This window comes from Microcoleus sp. B7-D4, from assembly GCF_036705125.1.
GTDB lineage: Bacteria > Cyanobacteriota > Cyanobacteriia > Cyanobacteriales > Microcoleaceae > Microcoleus.
This window is the reverse complement of the sequence record NZ_JAUBTT010000014.1, coordinates 104,173-106,501: the sequence shown is the minus strand read 5'-3', so window position 1 is coordinate 106,501 and position 2,329 is coordinate 104,173. Positions and strand designations below refer to the sequence as shown.

Below are 2,329 nucleotides of genomic sequence, written 5' to 3'. Positions count from 1 at the left end.
GGGACGCCCATCCCACTTTCAAGAGTGGAAGTTATTTAATTCTCATTCCTTAGTTAGTACCAACTTAAAAGCTGTAAAAAATGTGCAGTAAGACGATCGAATAAAAAAATCCCCAATCCACAAGGCAAAATCGATTCAGTGAAGTAAAGCTATGTCTGAAAGTTCCTTTGATAAAACTAATTTGGGTTGGCAATTAGGACAGTCGCAACAACGATTGCAGGAGTGGTGGGAACTAAAAACTTCCCAAAATATACCGAATGTCAAATTGCCATCTTGGTTTGATTCTCCCATCTTGGGGGCGATCGCTAAAGCCATCTTTTGGTTAATCTTAGCATTGCTCGCAGTTGGGGCCAGTTGATAGATTTGGCAACAGTTACGTTTTTATATTCCTAATTTGAAACAGAGGAATCAAATAACTGATGGAAGTGCGAAAAAAACAATTAACGATTTGTCCGTAGCAGAGTGGTTGTTGCGACGCAAAAATTGCAGCAACAAGGCAAATACCGCCAAGCTTGCCGCTGTCTTTACATGGCGCTGTTGCAGCGGTTAAATGATGCGGGAACCGTAGTTTATCAACCCAGACGCACTGATGGCGAATATTTGCAATTAATCCAGCAATTACCCCAGCCAGTGTCTTACGAAACTTTGATAAGGAATGAGAATTAAATAACTTAGAATTTTGATGGTTCTTGTGGGATGGGCGTCCCGCCCGTCCAGAAAGGGCGGGCGGGACGCCCATCCCACTTTCAAGAGTGTAAATTATTTAATTCGCGATCCTAAGAATACATGAGCAACTATATTTTGGGAATAGGGAAGCTGACGCCTCAACCTTTGAACAGTGTCAGCAAGCTTATCAACAAATTAAGGATTAAGTAAGTAAACGCAAAAAAACAATAATATCCAATCGATAATTTTAGGGTCGGGTTTTACAAACAATAATTACCACAAACCAACAATCTCAAAAACCCCCACCCAATAGCCAATTGCAATCTACTTTTTTCAATATACAAGAGTTCAAGGTCGTACTCGAATAATGCGCGTAGCATCTAAGAGTACGACCTTGAAAGGGTGCTATCAGACCGAAGTAGCAAATGGGTTGAAAGCCAGGAAACTAGCACCACCAATGGGATTCTGGTCGAGGCAGCCCACAATCAGCCATGTAGGTGAATCCCATTAGTTGTCGGTGCCAGCGACTGTCACACAGCGAAGATTTTACCCGCGCACCTCACTTTCTTGAAAAAAGCTGTAGTGAGGAATCAGACTGATAAAAAGCATTTAACTACTTGCGGGACATATTAGTAGAGCAAGGATTCCTCGCCCTACTAACAGCCTTAGATGAGAGTGATACTTGTTGCCGCTGTACTGCCGAAACTGTAGCCCGCAGTGGGGTTAGCAAGACCTAAGCGCACAGTCCCATTATTGGTACTAAATGCGTTGTCTTGAAGAGTAAAGGTTTGGCTGAGTTGGCCGTCGGCGAAGGACAACGTGCCGCCAGTGGGGCCGCCCGGGTCAAGCAGGTAGTCGGAACCATATACAGGTGCAGGACCGGCGCCTGGAGTACCCGCCAGAATAATATAATCAATCGATGCTGCACCTAAGCCGCTTGAGCGGGTAACTGTAACCGTTGTGTCGCCCCCCTGAGTGGCGATCGTGCCGTAATCAGACGCACTATACTGGAAGACATTGCCAGATGCACCGCCGCTACTGTCAAGAATGTCTAGTCTTGCTGTTGACGGAGTGCCGACGGGGCCGTTGTTGAGAAATAGGTTAACAGTCTCAGTCATTTCAGGCACAGTATCAGGATTGACAAAGATGCTGAACGTCGTGGAAGTTACCCCAGGGCCAAAGTTGAGTACACCAGCACGAGAGGAATAATCAACCGCAGTTCCAGTTGATAGGGCGGTGCCGTCAAGAGTACTGTAGCTAATCGTTGCAGTCCCCGTATTAGGGCCGATGCGATTGACTGTCACCGTAGCAAAGCCAGATGATTCCTGAGTGCTGAAAGTAGGCGCACTAAAAACAAACTGGGTTGCTGTTGATGTTGCTGGAGTCGGAGTTGTCCCCGGAGTTGGCGGCACATCATTAATCGTCAAAATTGACGGACTACTGGCGACATTGCCACCGAAGAGCACCAAATTCACCGTTTCGGGCGATTCCAAAATCGAATCAGTCAAAGCCGTCACAGTGAAACTAGCGGTAGTTACCCCCGCATCAAAATTCAACACCCCCGCCGCCGTTCCAGTGTAATCCGGGGCACTGCCTGTTGAACTTGCCGAACCGTCAAGAGTAGCGTAGTTAATCGATGCAGCCGCCGTGCCACCGGTGCGAG

Annotated in this window: 4 protein-coding genes; 3 read left to right on the top strand and 1 reads right to left on the bottom strand. The window is 46.8% G+C overall.

Translation table 11 applies throughout. The features are described 5' to 3' along the window. Positions 1–151: 151 nt before the first annotated feature. The 3 genes from QUB12_RS08255 (at position 152) to QUB12_RS37520 (ending at position 872) form a co-directional block, all read left to right on the top strand. Positions 152–358 carry a hypothetical protein gene (locus QUB12_RS08255; RefSeq protein ID WP_333301257.1) on the top strand — a complete coding sequence of 69 codons (207 nt, stop codon included), beginning with the start codon at positions 152–154 and terminating at the stop codon, positions 356–358. A 104-nt stretch (positions 359–462) separates the two neighbouring features. Next, the gene (locus QUB12_RS08250) at positions 463–666 is read left to right on the top strand and encodes a hypothetical protein (RefSeq protein ID WP_333103496.1); all 204 of its coding nucleotides are present in this window, start codon (positions 463–465) and stop codon (positions 664–666) included. Positions 667–773: 107 nt separating this feature from the next. Then, a complete protein-coding gene (locus QUB12_RS37520) occupies positions 774–872 on the top strand; it encodes a hypothetical protein (protein ID WP_445252099.1) in 99 nt (32 codons plus the stop codon). 459 nt (positions 873–1,331) lie between these two features. On the opposite strand, the gene QUB12_RS08245 is transcribed toward QUB12_RS37520, so the two are convergent. Continuing rightward, the coding region (locus QUB12_RS08245) for a Calx-beta domain-containing protein (RefSeq protein ID WP_333306325.1) at positions 1,332–2,329 on the bottom strand (998 nt) is incomplete at its 5' end.

Coding starts and splice junctions, on each gene's coding strand:
- QUB12_RS08255 (WP_333301257.1), top strand. CDS start 152: ATGTCTGAAAGTTCCTTTGATAAAACTAATTTGGGTTGGCAATTAGGA.